The sequence below is a fragment of the Leptolyngbya sp. AN02str genome, assembly GCF_050565595.1.
Classification (GTDB): Bacteria; Cyanobacteriota; Cyanobacteriia; order Elainellales; family Elainellaceae; genus Kaiparowitsia.
In genome coordinates this window covers 1-19,353 of record NZ_JBNXVR010000011.1, presented here as the reverse complement: position 1 = coordinate 19,353, position 19,353 = coordinate 1, and the positions used below count along the sequence as shown (strand labels likewise).

General features: G+C 51.4%; 20 protein-coding genes. 8 read left to right on the top strand and 12 right to left on the bottom strand.

Features of this window, described 5'->3' with window-relative positions; all coding sequences use genetic code 11:
- The first annotated feature begins 265 nt into the window (after window positions 1–265).
- From ACQ4M4_RS10505 to ACQ4M4_RS10490, 4 genes are all read left to right on the top strand, one after another.
- Window positions 266–1,120 (top strand): hypothetical protein, encoded by an 855-nt coding sequence (locus ACQ4M4_RS10505; protein WP_430684453.1) that lies wholly within the window; start codon window positions 266–268, stop codon window positions 1,118–1,120.
- A gap of 166 nt (window positions 1,121–1,286) precedes the next feature.
- Entirely contained in the window at window positions 1,287–1,910 is a 624-nt protein-coding gene (locus tag ACQ4M4_RS10500; protein WP_430684452.1) for a DUF6391 domain-containing protein, read from the top strand.
- Window positions 1,911–1,982: 72 nt separating this feature from the next.
- A complete protein-coding gene (locus ACQ4M4_RS10495; protein WP_430684451.1) occupies window positions 1,983–3,245 on the top strand; it encodes a cysteine desulfurase-like protein in 1,263 nt (420 codons plus the stop codon).
- A gap of 236 nt (window positions 3,246–3,481) precedes the next feature.
- Window positions 3,482–3,946, top strand: coding sequence for a VOC family protein (locus tag ACQ4M4_RS10490; protein ID WP_430684450.1), 465 nt, complete (start codon window positions 3,482–3,484; stop codon window positions 3,944–3,946).
- Between the two features lie 174 nt (window positions 3,947–4,120).
- Here ACQ4M4_RS10490 and ACQ4M4_RS10485 read toward each other — a convergent pair whose 3' ends face one another.
- From ACQ4M4_RS10485 to ACQ4M4_RS10445, 9 genes are all read right to left on the bottom strand, one after another.
- Entirely contained in the window at window positions 4,121–4,531 is a 411-nt protein-coding gene (locus ACQ4M4_RS10485; RefSeq protein WP_430684449.1) for a hypothetical protein, read from the bottom strand.
- A gap of 162 nt (window positions 4,532–4,693) precedes the next feature.
- A complete protein-coding gene (locus ACQ4M4_RS10480) occupies window positions 4,694–5,458 on the bottom strand; it encodes a peptidylprolyl isomerase (RefSeq protein ID WP_430684448.1) in 765 nt (254 codons plus the stop codon).
- A gap of 335 nt (window positions 5,459–5,793) precedes the next feature.
- Window positions 5,794–6,006 (bottom strand): hypothetical protein, encoded by a 213-nt coding sequence (locus tag ACQ4M4_RS10475; RefSeq protein WP_430684447.1) that lies wholly within the window; start codon window positions 6,004–6,006, stop codon window positions 5,794–5,796.
- A 241-nt stretch (window positions 6,007–6,247) separates the two neighbouring features.
- A complete protein-coding gene (locus tag ACQ4M4_RS10470; protein WP_430684446.1) occupies window positions 6,248–7,633 on the bottom strand; it encodes an MATE family efflux transporter in 1,386 nt (461 codons plus the stop codon).
- Between the two features lie 309 nt (window positions 7,634–7,942).
- Entirely contained in the window at window positions 7,943–8,290 is a 348-nt protein-coding gene (locus tag ACQ4M4_RS10465) for a hypothetical protein (protein ID WP_430684445.1), read from the bottom strand.
- A gap of 365 nt (window positions 8,291–8,655) precedes the next feature.
- Window positions 8,656–9,006: a hypothetical protein gene (locus tag ACQ4M4_RS10460; protein ID WP_430684444.1), complete on the bottom strand. Its 351-nt coding sequence runs from the start codon at window positions 9,004–9,006 to the stop codon at window positions 8,656–8,658.
- A gap of 340 nt (window positions 9,007–9,346) precedes the next feature.
- A complete protein-coding gene (locus tag ACQ4M4_RS10455) occupies window positions 9,347–9,763 on the bottom strand; it encodes an ExbD/TolR family protein (RefSeq protein WP_430684443.1) in 417 nt (138 codons plus the stop codon).
- Between the two features lie 63 nt (window positions 9,764–9,826).
- Entirely contained in the window at window positions 9,827–10,237 is a 411-nt protein-coding gene (locus tag ACQ4M4_RS10450) for an ExbD/TolR family protein (protein WP_430684442.1), read from the bottom strand.
- Window positions 10,238–10,261: 24 nt separating this feature from the next.
- Window positions 10,262–10,966 carry a MotA/TolQ/ExbB proton channel family protein gene (locus tag ACQ4M4_RS10445; RefSeq protein WP_430684441.1) on the bottom strand — a complete coding sequence of 235 codons (705 nt, stop codon included), beginning with the start codon at window positions 10,964–10,966 and terminating at the stop codon, window positions 10,262–10,264.
- A gap of 356 nt (window positions 10,967–11,322) precedes the next feature.
- On the opposite strand from ACQ4M4_RS10445, the gene ACQ4M4_RS10440 reads away from it, so the two are divergent.
- Window positions 11,323–11,736, top strand: coding sequence for a peptidoglycan-binding domain-containing protein (locus ACQ4M4_RS10440; protein ID WP_430684440.1), 414 nt, complete (start codon window positions 11,323–11,325; stop codon window positions 11,734–11,736).
- An 84-nt stretch (window positions 11,737–11,820) separates the two neighbouring features.
- Here ACQ4M4_RS10440 and ACQ4M4_RS10435 read toward each other — a convergent pair whose 3' ends face one another.
- Window positions 11,821–14,130, bottom strand: a complete 2,310-nt coding sequence (locus ACQ4M4_RS10435; protein WP_430684438.1) for a hybrid sensor histidine kinase/response regulator — start codon at window positions 14,128–14,130, stop codon at window positions 11,821–11,823.
- A gap of 52 nt (window positions 14,131–14,182) precedes the next feature.
- On the opposite strand from ACQ4M4_RS10435, the gene ACQ4M4_RS10430 reads away from it, so the two are divergent.
- The 3 genes from ACQ4M4_RS10430 (at window position 14,183) to ACQ4M4_RS10420 (ending at window position 17,721) form a co-directional block, all read left to right on the top strand.
- Complete coding sequence (locus ACQ4M4_RS10430; RefSeq protein WP_430684437.1) at window positions 14,183–14,329, top strand: hypothetical protein; 147 nt, start codon at window positions 14,183–14,185, stop codon at window positions 14,327–14,329.
- A gap of 769 nt (window positions 14,330–15,098) precedes the next feature.
- A complete protein-coding gene (gene sigC / locus ACQ4M4_RS10425; RefSeq protein WP_430684436.1) occupies window positions 15,099–16,343 on the top strand; it encodes an RNA polymerase sigma factor SigC in 1,245 nt (414 codons plus the stop codon).
- A 169-nt stretch (window positions 16,344–16,512) separates the two neighbouring features.
- Window positions 16,513–17,721, top strand: coding sequence for a methyltransferase domain-containing protein (locus tag ACQ4M4_RS10420; protein WP_430684435.1), 1,209 nt, complete (start codon window positions 16,513–16,515; stop codon window positions 17,719–17,721).
- Window positions 17,722–17,984: 263 nt separating this feature from the next.
- On the opposite strand, the gene psbP is transcribed toward ACQ4M4_RS10420, so the two are convergent.
- Together psbP and ACQ4M4_RS10410 are read right to left on the bottom strand one after the other, a co-directional pair.
- Entirely contained in the window at window positions 17,985–18,524 is a 540-nt protein-coding gene (gene psbP / locus ACQ4M4_RS10415; RefSeq protein ID WP_430684434.1) for a photosystem II reaction center PsbP, read from the bottom strand.
- A gap of 54 nt (window positions 18,525–18,578) precedes the next feature.
- The gene (locus tag ACQ4M4_RS10410; RefSeq protein WP_430684433.1) at window positions 18,579–18,881 is read right to left on the bottom strand and encodes a hypothetical protein; all 303 of its coding nucleotides are present in this window, start codon (window positions 18,879–18,881) and stop codon (window positions 18,579–18,581) included.
- Window positions 18,882–19,353: the final 472 nt, after the last annotated feature.

Here is a 19,353-nt window from a genome sequence, read left to right as displayed (position 1 = left end):
GCGCAAGGATTGCTATAAATAAGGGGCTGTGTCCTTTGGGTCAATCCTCTCATGGGTACTGCCACTCGGGGCCAGCAAGAACCTGCATGCACAATGCAAGGTCTTGAAAACGTCATTTTAGTAGGCCGGGTCTTTCCTAGGTTTGGGTAGCGCTAACTCAAGTTGGCAACATCCGAAATGGGGAGATAGCATTAAGAATAGAATTCAGTTGTTGTGCAGCAATTGAAGGATGAGAATCAGACTTCTCTGGTGGGAGCAAGGGGTTATGCGCCGATTTTCGTTAATTGCGATCGCAGGTTTTATGGCTTTTGGGTTGGTTGCCTGTGGTGGTGGCGGTGATGACACTGCGACCGATCCTGCAACCACAGGTTCTGAAGTTGCAACTGATCCAAACGCGGCAACTGATCCAAACGCGGCAGTTGACCCCAATGCTGCGGTTGACCCTAATGCCGTGGTTCCAGCTCAGCCGGCATCCCCACCCACGGTTGCCGTACCCGACACGCCACCCCCTCAGGGCGTGATTCCGCCGGATCTGATTGGCTCTACCAGTGCTCAGCAGCGCGCTCGTACGGTCAGCCGCAATCGGCAAGATCCATTTTCGCTCGTTCCAGCCAACCCCGTCATTGTAAGTACGCCTTCACCTGAAGACCTGGCAGCATCTCCACAAACGGTACCGTTCGCAACCCAGCCCATTCCCCAAGGCACGGGAGCGATACCCAGCTCACCCGGAGATACGGCAGGTGGTCAATCTGGAGATGGAGCCCCTAGCAGTAATGAGCCAACGGCTATTGCAGCGGCCCCACCGCCGCCCCCACCGCAACCCACCCTCGCCCGACGCGTCGCTGTGCTAGGGGTTGTACAGGTGGGCAGTATTCCCCATGCCATTGTGCAAGCCCCTAACGAAGCCACAAGTCGCTATGTGCGAGTAGGGCAAAGCTTGTCCAATGGCGAGGTTTTGGTAAAACGCATTGACATGCAAGCCGCTGAACCCATTGTGGTGTTTGAGCAGTTTGGTATTGAAGTGCCACTCGCTGTAGGGAACCAGCCCCAAAGACCGAATACAGAAAACGGCCAAACGACGGCGGCGGGTGCTCCGCCTGAGCAAATTGCGATGAACTAGCGCTATTGAGGCGCTTTGTTGCCAATTCTTTTTTGGAACCCCCGGTATGACTTGGTCGTATTGGGGGCTTTTTATCGGTTGGGCGATCGCGATAAATCTTTGCAATCTGCCCAGGCTGAAGGGTTTTCGCTAAAGTTGAAACATACAAAAGCTGGTATCGATGACTATGACTGCATCAGCTTCATCGCAAAACTATCCATTTGGGCCGTTTGGGTTTGAATTTGCACCCAGTTCGCAGCACGATGCAGAACTCGTGCAAAATTTGGGCTTTGTTCCTGGATTGAAAGAATTGCTCATGGTTCGGCAGGTGCATGCCCTGGAGCACGCTACGGTGTGGGTGCTATCGGAGCAAGATGCCGCTGTGCGATCGCAACCCAATGCCGAAGAATATGGCGGTATGTCGACCGAGCAGGGCTTTTATCTCTATGGCCGGGTAGATACGTTGGCGATTCGTCGAGCGGCCCAGGTTGCCCTGGAGCGTTTAACCAATGGCGAATGGAATTTGGCCGTGCATCCCCGATGTGGCACCAACCTATCTGTGGGCATGTTGCTCACGGCAGGTTTGGCAGCTGGCATGACCTTGGTTCTGCCAAAAGATCCGTTTGGGCAACTGATGGGCTTTGGCCTGGCTGCAATGGCTGGGGCCAGCCTTGCACCCGACATGGGCCAACTGGCACAGCGCTTTGTCACCACAGCCATTCCGTTCAACTTGGAAATTGTGAATGTCGTTGAAAAGGGCGATCGCTGGGGGCATCCAGTTCATTTTGTGAACGTGCGCTGGGTGCAATAAAGATGGCATTTTGCCCAACCGGGGAAATGCTAGAGTGAGTTGCATTTGTCGCGTTTTCCCAGGTCACTTGTCATGATTGCCAACCCGACGCAGGCTCAAGTTCCCACGCTCGATATGGCGTATGTTCGCCAGCAGTTTCCTGCTTTGTCGGGCGATTGGGTCTTTTTTGACAATGCGGGCGGCTCGCAAACCTTGCAGCGCGTGGTCGATCGCATTAGCGAATATCTGCTGACCTCAGATGTACAGTTGGGGGCCTCGTATGCGGTGTCGCAACTGGCCACTGAGCGCGTAGCCATGGGTGCCCAAGCCGTTGCGACGCTGATGAATGCCGCCGATGCATCGGAAGTGGTGATGGGGCCATCCACTACCATGCTGCTGCGCATTTTGTCGCTGTGCCTGAGCCAAACCTGGAGCCCTGGCGACGAAGTGATTGTGACCAATTTGGATCACGAAGCCAACGTGGGCTGCTGGATGGATTTGCAGAAGCAAGGCATTCAGGTCAAGGTGTGGAAAGTCAATCCCCAGACGCTGCGGTTACATCTAGAAGACCTAGAGCCGCTCATGACCTCGCGCACTCGGCTGGTTGCCCTCACACACACCTCTAACGTGGTGGGTACCATTCACTCGGTGCAAGATATTGCCCGCTTTGTGCGCGATCGCGGCGCATTAACCTGTGTGGATGGGGTAGCTTACGCGCCCCATCGTTTGGTGGATGTGCAAGCGTTAGAGGTCGATTTCTACGTTTACAGCTTTTACAAAGTGTATGGGCCGCACTACGCAGTGATGTATGGCAAGCGCGACCATTGGCTTGCCATGCCCGGTATCAACCATTTCTTCATTTCCGAAGACACCATTCCTTACAAATTTCAGCCGGGGAATGTCAACTTTGAGCTGAGCTACAGCATGCTGGGGGTGTGCGATTACCTCAGCGATATGGCCCTGCGGCATTATGGCAGCCAGGCCGCGCCCGAACTGCGAACCCAAATGGTTCAAGCCTTTGACCTGATTGCTCAACAGGAGGAACGGTTGAGCGATCGCCTGCTGTCGTTTCTGCATACCAAGCCCCAGGTTCGAGTTTTGGGACATGCCACAGGCGATCGCGCCCAGCGAGTTCCCACGATCTCGTTTGTAGTCGATGGCGTCCACAGCAGCACCCTTCCGCCTCAGGTCGATCCCCACCAGATTGGCATTCGCTACGGTGACTTTTATGCCCGCCGTTTGATTGATGATCTGGGTCTAAGTGAGCAAGGTGGTGTGGTTCGGGTCAGCATGGTGCACTACAACACACTGCAAGAAGTCGATCGCCTCATCCAAGTCTTAGACCACCTTCTCTAAATTCTCTAAACCTGCTTTATTCCATCATGAACCGCACAACGATTGAGGCTTTCAAAGCCATTCGTGCAGGAGGTTGGATATCAACAGAGGGATGAACGCAGAAATGATGTATTCGAGTTGCTGGAAGTAGCCATAAAATGGGCGATCGCCAACGCTAGACTAAAGACTCAAGCAACTCGTTTACCATCTGCCCACTGACCGCCTTGTCGTTTGGTCATTGCTCTTCTCCATTGCTTATGAACACTTCTACCCACCCCCCCTCAACAACATTGTCCCCTGGTGTATTGCGTGGAGTGCATCATGTTGCCCTGAATGTTCAAAATCTCCAGATATCGCGCCATTTTTACGGCACCATTTTGGGATTGCACGAACTGGCCGGAGCAGAAATTCCTGCCACGCTCAAAGATTTAGTGGCGGCTGGCAAAGTGACCAGCTTTGTTCTTCCCGATCGCACGATTTTAGATTTGTTCTACGAACCCGATTTGTTACCGCCCTCTACCGATCCACATCAACAGTTCACCCGTGCGAACCATCTCGCATTTGATATCGCCCCCAGTGAGTTTGATACTGCGGTGGATGTGCTGCATCAGCATCATGTGGCAATCGACCATGGCCCTGTCAGTCGGCCTACGGGACGCGGCATTTATTTCTACGATCCAGATGGCTTTTTGCTTGAAATTCGCTGCAATGCTGTTGAATAAACCGCTTGCAATCTGGTCTGTTTGATCAATCAATGGCTTACGCACGTCATCCCAAAAACCAGGGGATTGAAGGATGGTTGGGGCACTGAGCGTCCCAACCATCCTTCAACTGCGTAAGCTCTGCAATAAATGGCTACTCATGGCTACCCCATCCTCAAGGATAAAGACATCGCCCTACACCAATCGTTTGATTGCTTTAATTTGAATGGCACGTCCTGCGATCGTGGCCGATTCTTTATCCAGGGTGACGTACAGCTTGCCAGATACCAATTTGCTCAGTCCCTTGCGCACGTACATTCGTGTACTATCTTCCTGCGCTCGCTGCTCATAGCCCATTTGGCTCAAGGTATCATCCAACGTTTTAAGAAACTCTTTCTCTTTTTGAAATGGCACAGTGTAGGAACTTGAACGGTTAAAGTACGCCCCGACCAACCCACCAACAAGACCACCAGCAATGCCGACTTCTTGCGGTAAGCCACTGGCAATGCTGAGATTCAGCGATTTGGCCATGACTAATGCAAACACGATCGCCGTGCTAGAGAAATAGTAAAGAAACGTAGCGGCAAAACCAGGGCCGTACTGCATAGCTCAAAGGTAACTAGGAGAGATCAGCAATGATTGTTCGTCTCAGTCTACCTTTTTCTGTCATGCTTTCGGCCATTTGCTAGGTTCTCAACGTGGGAAGGGTTGTTGGGGAGGGAGGGCTTTTCGCTTCTTTGCAGCCATAAACCCCGATTTAGCCATTCATCAGGCGGCAGTTGGCATGAGCCAGGCTCTGTGGCTTTCGGGCAACTGACCCATTTGCTCTTGCAGCCATTGTTCAAAGAGTTCATTAAGCAGCCGCTGCCGCAGCGCTTCATCAAACTGAACGGGCGTTAGCTTTTCTAGCCGAACGATAATTACCCACTCACCCAGTGGCATGGGCATGTGCAATTCACCAGGATGGCTAGAGCGCAGCAGCTTGGCTAGCGCCGGGTGCATATTACCCAACTCAACAGGACCCACAATTCCCTGATTTCCGGCCTCGGAACCTAGGGAGTAGCGGCGTGATAGGTCTGCAAAGGATTGCTCTCCCGACTCAATGCGGAAATACAGCTCGTGGGCAATGCCGGGATCTTTCAGTCGGATGAGGGAGTAGACAACGGTATCGAGCTGGCGAGCGCGGTTGAGGTAATAGGATTCGAGCTTAACGCCAAACGCGATTTCTTTGAACTTGGTGATGCGGAGGGAGCGGGTGGCGATCGCCTCCAATTGGGTTTCATCAATATTGGCCTGAGCCACCCAAGCTTGCTGCGCTTCCTCGGTCGTTAACTGGCGCTGAGCAAAAAATTGGTGAAGCGCTTCAGCAGTTTCTTCGGCAGTGCAGTGAATCGGTGCGATCGCCTGATCCACAATATGCTCTCGCCAAAATTGAGGCATCAGTTGGTACTGGGCCAGCAGGGATAGAACCGAATCAGCCGCAGGTAAGGCTGGGATAACAGGCGTTGGGGCAATAGCAGAGGTGAAAGACATCGTTCGATTTGGGGGTATGGGGATTAAAAATGAGGGCTAAGAAATGGGGGCTAGGCAATTCGGTGAGAATTGGTGCCACAAGGGCCAGACATGGGGGCGAATGGGTTGACTCCGACGAGTGGAGATAATGATTTATCGCTTGGGGCGACCAGTTTTACGCAAATTTTTTAAGCAATTATCTTTAACGCAACTATCTTTAACCTCAGAAAAGCCCATTTTTGCGTGCGTGACGCGCACGCAAAAATGGGCGCTTCAGCTTATCCAAAACTCAGGTTATCTCTAACGCAACTCTCTTTAATCCAACTGTCCTCAACCCAAGTTCTGTGTGGCTGGGTCTAGGCAATGTGCAGCGAAATCGCAGCAGGGCGATGAAGGCATTCGTAAGGCAGCACTTCAACCGCTTTGGCCGATTGGTTGAATACAGAATGCTTGTTAAACATAAATTCGCTGTAATCGGCTAGTTCATCCACTCCAGCAATGCTCAGCACAACTTCGAGAAACAGCCAGGTCACGATGGTTTTTAGGAGGGGCTGCCATTGAGTTTTCATGGATCTGTCCTCAACTGTTGGGCGGTAGCGGCGATGGGGGCGATCGCATTTTCGTTATACTCATTCATCAGCTCTGTCAACGGGCCATACTCATCTCGTTACAATTGGTTGCAAAGTCAAGGGCGATCGCAAAACCGCAAGCACCAAAAAGCTCCTGATGTGAACTGGCACACCAGGAGCACCCTCGGATATGAACCGTCAGGCAGCCACAATGAGATAGAGATTGCCGCAGGCCTGCAGATTAGGCGAGACTACCAGCCCCTAAGCCAGAGCGAATGCGGGCCACGCCAAAGCGCCACGTCAGCACAACCGCCGCAACCGCCAAGCCAATTGCCAAGCCCCACCACAAGCCCACGCCGCCAAAGCCTAAGCGCAAGCCCAGCACATAGCCGCTCGTTAGCCCAATACCCCAATACGCCATCAGCCCAATCAGCATTGGAATGCGCGTATCCCGAAGGCCGCGTAGCGCTCCGGTTGCCGTAACCTGAATACCATCCACCACCTGAAACATAGCGGCAACTGCCAGCAATTTTTTGGCCAGCTCAACCACTGGGCGATTTTCCGGATTTTGCACATCCAAATACAGCGACACAATCGTTTCAGGCATCACCCAAAACACGATCGCCATCGCCCCCATAAACAAGCAGCCCATGCTAATGCCAATATATCCAGCAAGTCGAGCGGTGTCGTAGCGCTTTTGGCCAATCAGTTGGCCCACACGCACCGTAGTGGCATAGGAAACGCCCAACGGCACCGTAAAGGTAATCGCTGCCGTTTGCAGCGCAATTTGATGAGCCGCCAGCGTAATCGTCCCCAACATTCCCATCAAAAACGTGGTGACCACAAACAAACCCACCTCGACTCCAGCCAAAACTCCGATCGGCAAGCCGACCCGCAGCATTTCCTTAAAAACATGCCAATCGAGCTGAAAGATATTGCCAAACACTTGATATTGCCGAAGTTGGGGATGCCGCAGAATGTAGATGCACAACGCCAGCAACATGCCCCAAAACGACAGCGCGCTAGCCATGCCAATGCCCATCAAGCCATAAGCCGAAAACCCAAACTTGCCAAACATCAAAACATAGTTGCCCAGGATGTTAAACAGCGTTCCGCCAATCATGATGATCATGACTGGGCGAGGCTGAGATAGCGCAGCCACAAAGTTGCGCAGCGCTGCAAACAGCATTCCCGGCAAGAAACCAAAAGCCACCGCTTGCAAATAGGCTTTGCCCAAGTCCACATTGGCAGGATCTTGTCCCAATGCGGTGAGTAACGCCGATCCATTCCAGATCAGCAGGGAAATGGGGAGTCCCAAAATAAGCGCTAGCAGCAATGCCTGCCGAACAACCCGGCGCGCCATGGTATGGTCTCCAGCCCCAAAAGCCTCGGCGGTGAGTGGGCTCACGGCTGAAACGATCGCACTCATCACCAGCAGCAGTCCGGTAAAGACAGTTGCCCCTAAGCCGCCCGCAGCAATTGTTTGGCTGCCAAGCATTCCCATCATGGCGGTATCCACAAACCCCGTAGCTGATTGGGTAAGCTGGGCGGCGGCAAGCGGCACCGCCAAAGATAAACAAGCGGTAATTTCAGCCCGCATCTTAAAGCTGAACATGGAAGCAAACATAGAATTGACCGAGAAAAGGAAGTGCAAATGAATAAACTGGTGAACGTTTTGAACAACGAAAACCAGAAAGATTTGTTGAATGAAGTACAGGTGGGAGCAAGGGTAGAGCTATCCCCTACGTTCCCCAACCTGCTACCGCGCTTGACGCGCGGGGGAGCTGCTCTGTGCTGACTTTTGTTGGGCCAGGGACTTCAACACAGAGAGGGCTCAATCAACTGGGCGATCGCGTTAGTATTCCCCAACGTACGCCCAGTTGTAGAGTGAACCGGGGCTGAATGCACCGACACCCCTCAGCACCCAGCAGCTGGCCTAGTACCCGAGGGTGTTACCTCTGCGGTGGGCCAAGTAGGGGTCAACAGTGGGTGCAAACTTTGGTTTGCTGTGGTGCCGTTCGTCGAGCCAAATCCGCAATTCAGTTTCGCACGTGAACCGATGCGATCGCCCGGTGATGGGATCGTGGACCCACCATATCAGTGTGCCATCGGAGCCATAAGCTCGCCGAATACGAATATCGGTATTCGCTTGCAGTCCATCCACAATCGCAAACACGATGGCCAGTAGTTTGCGCCCCACCCGTTTATGGTTGGGCTCAGGATGAAGTTCTGTCGATTCGGGAATCAGTTCTAACTCCCGATACAGGCGCGTTTTAGTTTTCATAGCTGGAAATCCTAGTGAAGAGTAAAGACAAGGCGGTATTCACAGCCTTGTTGAAAAAGGGCTAGACTCAGCCTGCGGAAGGCCGCGAAGCCCGCTTGCTGCGAACCTGAGTTCGATATGTTTGGGCCAATCGGCTTGAGCCAAGATGGCCTTGGTCGAAAACTTGCTTGGGGAATCAAGAATGGCGATCGCCCGTGGAATTTGCTCAGCGATCTCATCGGCTGGCGCTGACCCAAAGCCACTCACGCCAACTTTAGAAACAAGGTGCCTGGTGTCAAAACAACAACGACCCTGAGTAAAAGGCATCATCCGCCCTTTGCCCAAGGCAACACTAGAATTTCAGACTGTAAGGTTTGGAAAAGCTGCTAGAGACTAAGTCCCAACCACAGGCTGCTTATCCGAAGAGACCAAAAACTTGGCTCCAGGAATCCAAACGCTAAGCCATCTTCTGTGCTGCTTGAGCTGCCAGACACCCCGCTTCGTCGCAAGGGAAATGGAGGAAGCAATGGCTCAAAGGGAGCCAAATCTTGTCCACGCTGTTCACATGGCTGTTTATATTGTTGTTTGCATTGTTTCAGGCTCGGATCGCTGTGAATGGGGTTGGTCACGTCGGCCAAGCGAGCGAGCGGCAACTTCTGCCCAATTTGGGGAGTTTCTGCAACGCCAACGACTGCCTGCGATACGAGCTGCGCGTCAGTCAGTATATTTCTTACCATGTGCGTTGCCTCCCTTTCGAGCAAAGAATGCATGAAGCTCATACTACAGAAACGCCTTAGCTTTTGCCTCACCCAAAGGGCTCACCCTACCGGGTGAGGTTTCCCGTACCTTACACCTCAGTCTGGGGCGATCGCTCCTTGTCAATTTAGCTAAATCCCTCACAAAACAAGGATTTTCGCCCTTCACTTAATTCCCAAATCTGAAACATTGGTTGGTCAGGCATGGGGTTAACCGAACGTTGAACATCATTTAACCACCGGACTCTTAACCCCTTGAGGCTGTAGTGCCATACTACAATTTCGCGGTATGGCCATCCGAGCGGTTGGTGAATGACGTGCCTTAGGGGGTGATGGCGAGGGAAACGCGATCGCCCCCGATGTCGCGCATCGTTTGTAGCAGATTGGCAACCTGGTCATAGGTTAAGGTTTTATCTGCCTTTAGCAGCACCACCCCATCGGGATGTTGACTATAGTGCTGCTGCATTGCTTCAGCCAATTCAGCTACTAAAACGGGTTGATTTTCAATCACAATTTGTTGTTGGTCATTCAACCCCACAACCAGCGTTGGGGCGGTCAGACTAGAGCCCATTTCCCCAGCGCTGTCTTCAGGCGATGGCAGGTTAATACCCGCAACCTGCTGCCCTCGCAGCGTCATGGAAATAATGATGAAAAAGGTGAGAACCGTCATCAACACATCCATCATTGGCACCAGATCGACTTCTGGCATGGGCGATCGCCGACGGTTTTTCAAGGCCATGCTTCTCTCCGGTCTGCCCTTTTGGTGTGCTCCATCATCCCAACCTGCTCTTACCCAACGCCACTACGGATCAACCGCCAGTGATACGCGATCGCCACCAATCTGCTTTAGCTCGGCCAAGGCTTGTACCACTCGTTCATAGGGCAATTGGCGATCGGCCTGTAGCACCACAAACGCTCCAGGGTTTTCGGCTAAATACGTTTGTACCTGAGTGAGCACTTGAGCTGAGTTGACCGGCACTTGCTCAATCGCAAATTGTCCGGTCGCATCCAACTCCACAATCAGTGGCGGCAAGTCATCTTGCTGGGTGGCTCTCGGTTCATTGCTGGGCAGCGGCACCTCTAGCCCTTGCTCCTCGCTCAGCATCATGGTGATCATGACAAAAAATGCCAAAATGCCCATCATCACATTCAACATGGGCGTAAGGTTAATTCCCGGTAGCTGGTTGCTTCGCTGCTGGCTCTTAAACCGCATGGTTTGCTCCTGTCACGGCCATATTTAGTAGCGATCGCCCGATGGCAAACCAGACCGTTTGCTAGCCGACACGAGCGGTTCATCAGGGACATCCGTCCCAGGCTCGTACCACACCTGCCGATAAATCAGCTCTAGCTCATTGCCCACTTCCGAAAAATAGTTCATTTGGCGAGCTTGCAGCGTCACCAGCACCCGAAAAATCAGCAGCGCCATAATTGCCACAATCATGCCACCAGCCGTGGTGATCAGCGCTTCCCCAATGCCTGCTGCCGCTTGAGTTGCCTGCTCCGAGGTGCCGCCCCCGCCAATATTGAGATTGGTAAACGTGCCGATAAGCCCGGTTACCGTGCCAAGCAAACCCAACAATGGCGAAACCGCGACGGTGGTTTCCAACAATTTGTCGCCCTTTTGCATCCGTACAAATTCCTTATCGCCTGCCGCTTCCATCGCTAAGCGAAAGGTTTCGGGTGTGGGCTGGCGCAACCGCAACGGCGCATGCAAAAACCGACCAATGGGGAGCGTTTGGGCACGTTCGGCAATGGCGGCCGCAGCGTCAAGATCGTCGTGAGAAGCTTCTAGCACATCATTGACAATGCGATCTTCTTGACTCAACAGCTGATACCAAAACCATGTCCGCTCTAGCGCACAGGCAATAGTCGCAACCGAAAATCCCAAAATAGGCACCATCACGGGGCCGCCTTTGATCACTAAATCCAATAGTGAAGCCATAGCGTTTGTTTACAGGGCCAATCCCAAGTGAACAAGATGAATCAAGACCAAATTGATAAAGGCAACTGAATGCAGCAACCTACTTGAGGATACCGAACATTGGGCGATCGCAGAAGCAAGCGACCGTTCAATAAACGGCATGGATGCGGATCAATATCTTCTCAATATCCTCGCGAACTTAACCAGCAACCGTTCTTCAGCCCTCTTGAAAATCATACTGTTGGGTGACACTGGGGCATGAGGCCAAACTGACCCAACTTTTCTAGGCTAAAGGTATCGGGAAGTTTATGGGTATGTGCCTCGAAGCACCCTAACAGCTTAGAGATCTGCATATCCGGCCAGAGGGAATTATGAACATGCCATATACGGCGAGTCAGTTCGTAGAAGTGCTGGTTGGACTGGGCTACGCCAATGCAATTCACCAAATAGAACCATCGTTGTTACAAGCTGCAATCGAAGCCTTTCAGCGAGATTACGGATTAGCCCTGACCGGCCAGCCCGATGCAGCAACCCAAGAGCGGGCACGCCAGCTGGTTCGCAATTTGCAACACAGCCTCAACTTGGTGATGCGGGCGCAGATACCCATCAGCGAGTTTTACGGAACGGGAACCCGCAGTGCGGTTGTGGGGTTTCAGCAGTTGTATCACCTCCCTCCTACCGGGATTGCCTGCTTGCAGGTGCGCCGAGCCCTGGAACAAGAGGCAAAGCGGCAGCTTCGGATGCAGGTGTGCTACTCTCGTCACGAGAGCTACCAAACCCAGGTTGTATAAGCGCGATCGCTACCCCGCTTACTGAGCTATCTCATCTGAGCCATCTCAATACGGATTGTCACTTTAATTGACTCAGCCAGAACATTACTCACCAAATTCGGCGCGGGAACTGATAAAGCCTGTGGGTGTTATTGGCAAACGAAGGGTAAATATCGTTTGCTGAGATAGGCTTGAGACCGCAATTGTTGCGCCTAAGCGATGTGCGAGTTTTTTGACTAAAGCCAATCCCAGACCTGTTCCACCATACTTCCATGGATCGTTGTTGGGAATGCGATAAAACTTATCAAAAACCCGTTCCCATTCACTTTCCGGAATTTCAACCCCTGTGTTGATGACGTTAATCTGCACCCAATCGCGATCGCCAGTTTCAACAGCGTAGGGAGTGGGCTCATTGTTCACCTCACGGTTTATTGCATCAAGCAGTGGCAAAGGCGAACGAATGCGATGTGCTTCTAACCGAATGGTTTGATTGGGCGGAGTATATTTGCAAGCATTCTGCATTAACTCCATAAGAATGCGTTCTAAATACAACAAATCAGTCGTGAGCGGTGGTAAATCAGGTTGAACGGTGATCTCCCACTGCTGGGTTTGAGACCGTGCTCGTTCTAGAAAAGGCTCTGCCAAATATGGCAACCAAATTTGCAGTTCAATTGTGGAAATGACCAACGGATCGGTTTCTGCATCCAGCCGAGATAAATCCAGCAACGTATCAATCAGCTTCATTTCCTGCTGATGGGCATCGGTCAGCATTTTCAAATATTGAGAAAATGCAACGCTATCCTCTCCGACCATGGTTGCTCGCTCAACCAGGAGTTCCAGCATCTGTGTGGCCATTTTGATGTTGGCCATGGGAGTACGCAGCTCATGGGATACCGTGTTGAGAAAGTCATCCTTGAGTTGATTAAGCTGCTCTAATTCGTTGACTTGGGCTTGCACTGCTCGATACAGTCGTGATTGACGCAGCGCGATCGCGCATTGACACGCAACCTGCTCAACTAGCTGAATATCGCGTTCTGTAAAGGCATAATTGCAGTGATTAATTAGCCAAATATCTCCCAGCGCCCCCTGGTCATCAAAAATGGGGTGTGCCAGCATGGCCATTGAGCCTTGCAGCGGGTTGGGTGTGCGCGAACATAGCTGCACAACCTGCCGCTTGAGCAACTGGCTGTAAATTTCGGGATAGGATTCCATCTGCGACACATGCCCTTGAAACGAGTAATCCAGGGTGGTGTACTCAAAACAAATGGTTGAAGTGCGCCGTTCCAGGTTGTAAATGGATGCGTTACACGATGCCATATCCAGAGCGATCGCCAACTCTTTGACCGCCGCCTGCATAATTTTGGCTTCATCCAGGCTATCGCGCACCCGCTCAATAATGCGCTTCAGGGTCGATTCAAAATCATAAGCAAGTTGCAACTGTTGGGTACGCTGGGCAACTTGCTGCTCCAGGTTCATATTGCTTTGCTGCACCTGTTGGTACAGCTCGGCCTGTTGAATGGCAATGCCAACCTGAGTTGCCAATTGTTGCAAAACGCGCACATCCTGTTCCGACCATTGCCGAAACTCAAAATAGGAATGGATGCTGATGAATCCCCACACTTGATGTTGATGGAGGATCGGTGCAATCATCTTGGATTTGATGCCAAGTTCCTGAATGATTGCAGCATGGGCTGGGGTGACTTTTTCTAGGTTGCGGCTATCCAAAATTTCGATGCTGCCCTGGCAAAAGCGCTCTAAATCGGCTTCTTCAAAGAGCTGGCTCCAGTCGTTGCCCACCCCCAACGTTGGCACCATGGGTGAGGCGGCTTCCGTAACCAAGCGAATGAGCTCGCGATCGACAAAGCGACATAAGATGACGCGATCGGCCTGAAAAAACGCCTGAATTTCTGAAACGGTAGTCTCTAAAATGACGTTTAAATCCAGGGATTGGCGCACCCGCTGGGCGATCGCCCCCACAATTCGCTCTTGCTCCATCTGCCGATGGAGCTGTTGCTTTTGGCGTTGAATTGTCAGCTGGTTTTCAACCCTAGCCAGCACTTCCTGCATGTGAAACGGCTTAGTGATGTAATCCACCCCTCCCACTTCAAAGGCTTTCACCTTATTCAGCGTATCGTCTAGCGCACTTAAGAAAATGATGGGAATGTCGCGCGTGCGATCGCTTTGTTTGAGCTGCTGGCACACTTCATAGCCGTCCATTTCAGGCATGCTCACATCCAGCAAAATCAAATCAGGAGGGGCTGCCTTGGCTCCCATCAGCGCAATCGAGCCATTGATGGCTTGCTTCACCTCATAGGCATGTTCCATTAACACAATCGACAACAGCCTTAGGTTGTCTGGCTTGTCATCCACAATCAAAATCGTGCCGTTGTCGGTCCGCAGGGGCAAACTATTCATCACAAGCCTACCGAACTCATTCTGAGTGGCCAACACAGTGAACTAGAGCCCGTTGGCTGAACAAGAAGCAGAGCAGGCAAAACTCGTACCACGGGCGATCGCTTATGCATCGCAACCCATAGCTCCCCAAACCAGCGTCCGGCAGCCATTTGTGAAGTTCGCTGCCAACAGCAATCTATGTCAGGTTCACACTCCATAATTGAATTCCACTCATCATCCAACAGCACAACCTTATAAGCGTATTTCACGCATCAATAGATTCCATAAGAAGCGCTATCTGGGGTACAGCAGGCCTACGTTTATCCCGTCCCATTCGCTCCCGATCGAAGCCCTTGTTCAAGCCCAGAACCGTTGATTCGCCATGCCGTTCCTATGGATGAAATTCAATATCACGCTTCGAATTGCAATAAACAGGTCAAACCAACAGTTTAAAGTGATGCGTGAATTCTAATTACTATCACACCCCTAGGTCACAAAAACTGTCAGCAGGACACGATCGAAAATTGCCGAAGCAACTATAAAAAATGATACAACGCCGTTTAGGCTGTGCAAAACGAAATTGCCTTGCTACCACACGCTGTATAGCAGTTCCTCCACTCAGGGCAACGACTAACTTCAGATCCTCTCATCACTAAAACAGGCGATCGCTTGCGCTTTACAAGAACTTAATGCAAAGAATTTTAAGATTCAAGCTTCTCTTCAGGAATTTGCTTCGAGGGCAATGTAGAACAGGTTATTACACACGCAAAAGCTTTCTTTTAGCTCAGTGCTGCGTAATTTTACGGGTGCATGCTGAACACTTAATTACCTGATGCCAATCGAGAATACCTCCGAAGGCAGAAAGGTTCCCTTGCCAGGAACTCGAATATTCTTCATCAGTCTGATGAGTTAGTTCTGTGATTCGGGAATACTAATCACATGCAGGACTTGGCCAGCCCCCTGTTATCTGGAGCAACTGAGACGAGACTATGCCAGCAAGACCTTTTTACGCTGAAGCTGAATACGACGACTCCTCAAACGCATTTGCACTTCAGGCGGAAAACGCCGGATTTGACAATATGGAGCAGGATTTAGCGAGCTTGGACGTTGATGATTCTGCGATAGAACCATTGGCCAAGGCTGGAACACGCCGTACCACGGACCTCGTAAGACTCTACCTTCAAGAAATTGGGCGAGTTCGCCTGTTGGGCCGAGACGAAGAAGTTACCGAGGCCCAGCGAGTACAGCGCTACATGGCTCTATTAGAGCTATGCCACAAAGCTGCCGAAAAGGGCAACGTGACCATGCAGCGCTACGTCAATTTAATGGATGCCCACGATCGCCTCGCCTCGCTTCTGGGGCATCGTCCCTCGTTGGAGCGTTGGGCAACAGCAGCCGGTATTGATGTGGTGGATTTGAAGCCGACCCTAGCAGAAGGCAAGCGCTGCTGGGCAGAACTGGCTGAAAAAACAGTTGAAGAGCTAGACCAAATTCAGTCGGAAGGGGTTGCCGCGAAAGATCACATGATCAAGGCAAACCTGCGGCTGGTCGTCTCCGTTGCCAAAAAGTATCAAAACCGGGGCCTAGAGTTGCTGGATTTGATTCAGGAAGGTACGCTGGGTTTAGAGCGTGCGGTCGAAAAATTTGACCCAACGAAGGGTTACCGATTCAGCACCTATGCTTACTGGTGGATTCGACAAGGCATTACTCGGGCGATCGCCACCCAAAGCCGCACCATTCGCCTCCCCGTCCACATCACCGAAAAGCTGAACAAAATCAAAAAAGCCCAGCGTAAGGTTTCCCAAGAAAAAGGCCGCACAGCCACGATTGAGGACATTGCAGTTGAGCTAGATATGACTCCGCCTCAGGTGCGCGAAGTATTGCTGCGGGTTCCTCGCTCCGTTTCGTTAGAAACAAAAGTGGGTAAAGAGCGCGATACCGAGCTAGGTGACTTGCTGCCCGAAGAAGGCGCATCTCCTGAAGAGCTACTGATGCGTGAATCGTTAGCCCGCGATTTGCAGCAGTTGCTCACCGACCTAACAAGCCGCGAGCGCGATGTCATTCAAATGCGATTTGGGCTAGGTAATGGTCATCCCTATTCCCTCGCTGAAATTGGTCGCGCCCTTGATCTCTCGCGCGAGCGGGTTCGGCAAATTGAAGCCAAGGCTCTGCAAAAACTACGTCAGCCCAAGCGCCGCAATCGTGTTCGCGATTACCTAGATTCGCTCACTTAATGTGAATAGAGCTGACGCGAACCAACTAAACCTAGTGTGTTTTTATGGTGGATAGGATGCGACGCACCCTATCCACCATAAACGTGAGTCAGCCCTGGTGTAGTCGAATTTACCAGTTAAACATTCCTCAAGGTAACGGGCTGGATGCATGCATCCAGCCAATTTTGGTATGTCTTTGCTACAAAAGCTGACACAAGGCCAGAGCCACGGTCGCCACGGTCATTTAATCAGTGCGATCGCATCCCACCTCAGTCCCTCATCTCAGCATTCAATTGCTCACACTCAGCACCATTCAGCAATTCATCTTATTCTGGAGGGAGAACCATGCCTGCCAAATTACCCGGTTAGGAGCAATGGTTATCGCAAAGAATGGGGATTTAGTTGGATGAACGTGTTGTTTGCTGCGCTCGGAATAGCTTTAGCACTAATTGTTGTAGGGCTTGCACTCTACCTTCTTACCGCTCGCCGCTACCAATCTTCCGATTCCGTCGCTCATTCTTACGACGAATGGACTGAAGACGGCATCTTAGAGTTTTATTGGGGAGAGCACATTCACTTGGGGTATTACGGATCGCCGCCGCGCCGCAAAGACTTTTTGGCTGCCAAAGCAGACTTTGTGCATGAAATGGTGCGCTGGGGCGGATTGAATCACTTGCCTGCCGGAACCACCGTGCTGGATGTAGGCTGCGGCATTGGAGGCAGTAGCCGTATTTTGGCTCGCGACTATGGCTTTGATGTCACTGGCATTACAATTAGCCCTCAGCAGGTGAAACGAGCACAAGAACTCACTCCCCCCGACGTTAACGCAAAGTTTCGGGTGGATGATGCGATGGCTCTGTCGTTTCCCGACGAGAGTTTTGACGTGGTTTGGTCAGTTGAGGCAGGGCCACACATGCCCGACAAGGCCACCTTTGCGCAGGAGCTACTGCGCGTACTGAAGCCAGGCGGTATTTTGGTTGTGGCCGATTGGAACCAACGCGACGATCGCCAAAAGCCGTTGAACTTTTGGGAAAAGCCCGTCATGAAGCAGCTTCTGGATCAGTGGTCGCACCCTGCATTTTCTAGCATCGAAGGGTTTGCAGAGCAGCTGGAAGCTACGGGGTTAGCCGAGGGCAGGGTCATCACCGCAGATTGGACAGAGCAAACTCTTCCATCGTGGCTAGATTCCATTTGGCAGGGCATTGTGCGGCCTCGTGGATTGGTTAAGTTTGGTTTCTCTGGTTTTATTAAATCGCTACGAGAAGTGCCGACAATTTTGTTGATGCGTCTGGCGTTTGGCGCTGGGTTGTGCCGTTTTGGGATGTTCCGTGCGGTTCGCAGTTCTAATCAGACTTTGCCACCTGTGAGTCGGGGAGAGCAGGCAAACGTGATAGGCTAACAGGGTGCGTGTCCTATGCGCAATCTGAATAAACTCTAAAAAGACTGTGCAATTTAATACACAGTCTTTTTAGAGTTTATTCAATGGGTTTTACGCATAAAGCGTTGCGCGGCAGAATTGCACAAAGATTTGGGCTTCAAACAGCAAGTTTTACATGGGATCGAATCAATCGGCTTAATCAAACAAACGTTTAGCAAACGTCAGTGTTAGTTCAGGGCTTTTAAAAAGGTGCTTCAGCCCATCCATCCCGAAGTAACGTCTATCTAGTACACGTCAAAAGAATCGACGACTTGGCGGAACAGAGGCTCAGCCTTTTGCCAGCGAACCTCGGATGTAGAGAGATTAAGAGTAAACAACTGTCCGCGACGCACGATAACGCTGGCAAGATTGTGGCGGTCTTGGTTGGGCAATTTCACGGCATATTCTAAGATGTAAAACGTTTTGTCACCCGCTTCGTGAGCTTCAGCATTCACCAACTCGGCAGTACGACCCGAATCTGGTGGGGCGATCGCATTTTTGGAGAGTTTATATCCCACTTCGCTGGGGGTGCCAATTTCAGCCAGCGTTTTTCCCTCGGGAACTGGGCTAATCACCACGCTAACGTTTTCGGTCTCCTCGATAAGATCATGCAACACCACATCTGGGCCACTGGATACTTGAACCGGAACCCAGCCATTGGGATAGAGAAATTGATAACCGTCGTAGCTATCAACAAAGCTTTTGAGCCCTGCAACTGTTGAGACACAGCTTTGCAATGAAAGGCTGAAAACAATAAGCAGAATCGCAGCAATTCGCTTCAACATCGTGAGGTTTCCGAAAGCATTCCTATTTATTGTCCCATTTGGCTGCTCTGTTCGCTAAGGGTTCTCAGGTGATTGTTCCAGGCTACTCGTAAACTGCCAGTCAGGGCATTGCTCACCTTGCCACCCGTGGGGATGAAATCCGCAGATTAAAACCGCTCGTTGATGACCATAACCATAGGCAATGCCGTGATAGTGACGGCAATCTTGACAGGTCGATGGACGACCACTCGGGGCATCTGTAAACCCAAGCTGCGATCGCAAAATATGCATCTTGCTCTGCTGACGGTGCCAACGGGCATAATCGGCTTTTCGAAAGCAATCATTTGCACGTTGAATAGCAAGTCTCGGTGCGTTCATAAGCAAAGCCAGAACTCAACCAGTAGGCTACATATATTAGCCCTTACTTCTATAGTGTTCCCAAACGGAGTTCACTGCAACGAGAGAAAGAAATAGTTCAGCCTAAATTGGCTTCAGCTTTTATACGGACTTGTTGCAATTGTGTTGCAAAGACACCACGTTATAAGAACTGAGTGTCACCCCACTCATTCCTCGTCGAACGCGTTGACAGGTTATGGCGATTTACCTCAACAATGCCGGAGGGAGAGCAGAAGCATTGCTCAACACTTACTCATCCGAAAGCACAGCTTACGACAGGCGATCGGATTCTATGTGGTGTGAGAGCAGAGCCGATCGGGACGTTGGAAATACGAGTCCCAAAGGGAGAGGGAGAGAAGAGTGACAATGAACTGTCATTCCTCTCTCCCTCTGTTTGTTTAGAAAAGAGCCCTGGCATCGAGCTATTTTTGCAGGCAGCTACCCACCAACTATC

Bases quoted from the DNA above. Each gene is read 5' to 3' on its own strand.
- ACQ4M4_RS10505 (WP_430684453.1), top strand. From the start codon at position 266: ATGCGCCGATTTTCGTTAATTGCGATCGCAGGTTTTATGGCTTTTGGG.
- ACQ4M4_RS10500 (WP_430684452.1), top strand. From the start codon at position 1,287: ATGACTGCATCAGCTTCATCGCAAAACTATCCATTTGGGCCGTTTGGG.
- ACQ4M4_RS10495 (WP_430684451.1), top strand. From the start codon at position 1,983: ATGATTGCCAACCCGACGCAGGCTCAAGTTCCCACGCTCGATATGGCG.
- ACQ4M4_RS10490 (WP_430684450.1), top strand. From the start codon at position 3,482: ATGAACACTTCTACCCACCCCCCCTCAACAACATTGTCCCCTGGTGTA.
- ACQ4M4_RS10485 (WP_430684449.1), bottom strand. From the start codon at position 4,531: ATGCAGTACGGCCCTGGTTTTGCCGCTACGTTTCTTTACTATTTCTCT.
- ACQ4M4_RS10480 (WP_430684448.1), bottom strand. From the start codon at position 5,458: ATGTCTTTCACCTCTGCTATTGCCCCAACGCCTGTTATCCCAGCCTTA.
- ACQ4M4_RS10475 (WP_430684447.1), bottom strand. From the start codon at position 6,006: ATGAAAACTCAATGGCAGCCCCTCCTAAAAACCATCGTGACCTGGCTG.
- ACQ4M4_RS10470 (WP_430684446.1), bottom strand. From the start codon at position 7,633: ATGTTTGCTTCCATGTTCAGCTTTAAGATGCGGGCTGAAATTACCGCT.
- ACQ4M4_RS10465 (WP_430684445.1), bottom strand. From the start codon at position 8,290: ATGAAAACTAAAACGCGCCTGTATCGGGAGTTAGAACTGATTCCCGAA.
- ACQ4M4_RS10460 (WP_430684444.1), bottom strand. From the start codon at position 9,006: ATGGTAAGAAATATACTGACTGACGCGCAGCTCGTATCGCAGGCAGTC.
- ACQ4M4_RS10455 (WP_430684443.1), bottom strand. From the start codon at position 9,763: ATGGCCTTGAAAAACCGTCGGCGATCGCCCATGCCAGAAGTCGATCTG.
- ACQ4M4_RS10450 (WP_430684442.1), bottom strand. From the start codon at position 10,237: ATGCGGTTTAAGAGCCAGCAGCGAAGCAACCAGCTACCGGGAATTAAC.
- ACQ4M4_RS10445 (WP_430684441.1), bottom strand. From the start codon at position 10,966: ATGGCTTCACTATTGGATTTAGTGATCAAAGGCGGCCCCGTGATGGTG.
- ACQ4M4_RS10440 (WP_430684440.1), top strand. From the start codon at position 11,323: ATGCCATATACGGCGAGTCAGTTCGTAGAAGTGCTGGTTGGACTGGGC.
- ACQ4M4_RS10435 (WP_430684438.1), bottom strand. From the start codon at position 14,130: ATGAATAGTTTGCCCCTGCGGACCGACAACGGCACGATTTTGATTGTG.
- sigC (WP_430684436.1), top strand. From the start codon at position 15,099: ATGCCAGCAAGACCTTTTTACGCTGAAGCTGAATACGACGACTCCTCA.
- ACQ4M4_RS10420 (WP_430684435.1), top strand. From the start codon at position 16,513: ATGTCTTTGCTACAAAAGCTGACACAAGGCCAGAGCCACGGTCGCCAC.
- psbP (WP_430684434.1), bottom strand. From the start codon at position 18,524: ATGTTGAAGCGAATTGCTGCGATTCTGCTTATTGTTTTCAGCCTTTCA.
- ACQ4M4_RS10410 (WP_430684433.1), bottom strand. From the start codon at position 18,881: ATGAACGCACCGAGACTTGCTATTCAACGTGCAAATGATTGCTTTCGA.